1 pseudogene is annotated in these 675 nt (G+C 46.4%); it reads left to right on the forward strand.

Features of this window, described 5'->3' with window-relative positions:
* Positions 1–152: 152 nt before the first annotated feature.
* Positions 153–675: pseudogene (locus CER18_RS09790) on the forward strand (hypothetical protein); the annotation flags it as partial.

The following is a 675-nucleotide window of genomic DNA, read 5'->3' on the forward strand; positions in this document are numbered from 1 at the left end:
GATGCGAAAGGGAGTGCTGAGGAAGCTAAAACAGTATCAGAAGAAATGCGAAAGGGAGTGCTGAGGAAGCTAAAACAGTATCAGAAGAAGCCAAGAAACTTGTTCAGGAAAACAAGGATGCTTTTGATGCATCGACTAAAACTCTTGAAGAAGTGAAAGGTATTGCGGAAAGGGCGTTATCGACAGCCAACACAGCCAAGCAGAGTTGCGTTGAGACAGGTGAAAAAGCTTCAGAAGCCTTAACGAAGTCTGGTGAAGCGAAGAGCCTAGCAGAAGAAGCAAAACAGGCGGCATCAACTTCACAGGAGGCAGCAGAAACAGCAAAGGTTAAAGCCGAAAGCGTAGAGAATATAGCCAATGAAGCAAAAGCAACGAGTGATCAGGCAAACCAAACCGCTTCTAGTGCTAAAAGCTTATCAGAAGAAGCCAAAGAAGAAGTAAGCAAAGCCAAAGCAACAGCTTTAGAAGCAAAAAGTACAGCAGAAGGTGCACAAACGAAAGCCGAACAAGCGCAACAGAGTGCGACAGAAGCGTCTCGAGTCGCTTCAGAAGCGAAGACAGTTGCAGAGCAGGCATTGCAAGCCGATAGACAAGCGGTCCGTGAAGGCCATGAAAGCACCAAGAGTTTGGTAGAAGAAATTCAGAAGAAGGTTGAAGAGGCACAAGCGCTTTCAC

It is taken from the genome of Bartonella tribocorum, from assembly GCF_002777915.1.
GTDB lineage: Bacteria > Pseudomonadota > Alphaproteobacteria > Rhizobiales > Rhizobiaceae > Bartonella > Bartonella tribocorum_A.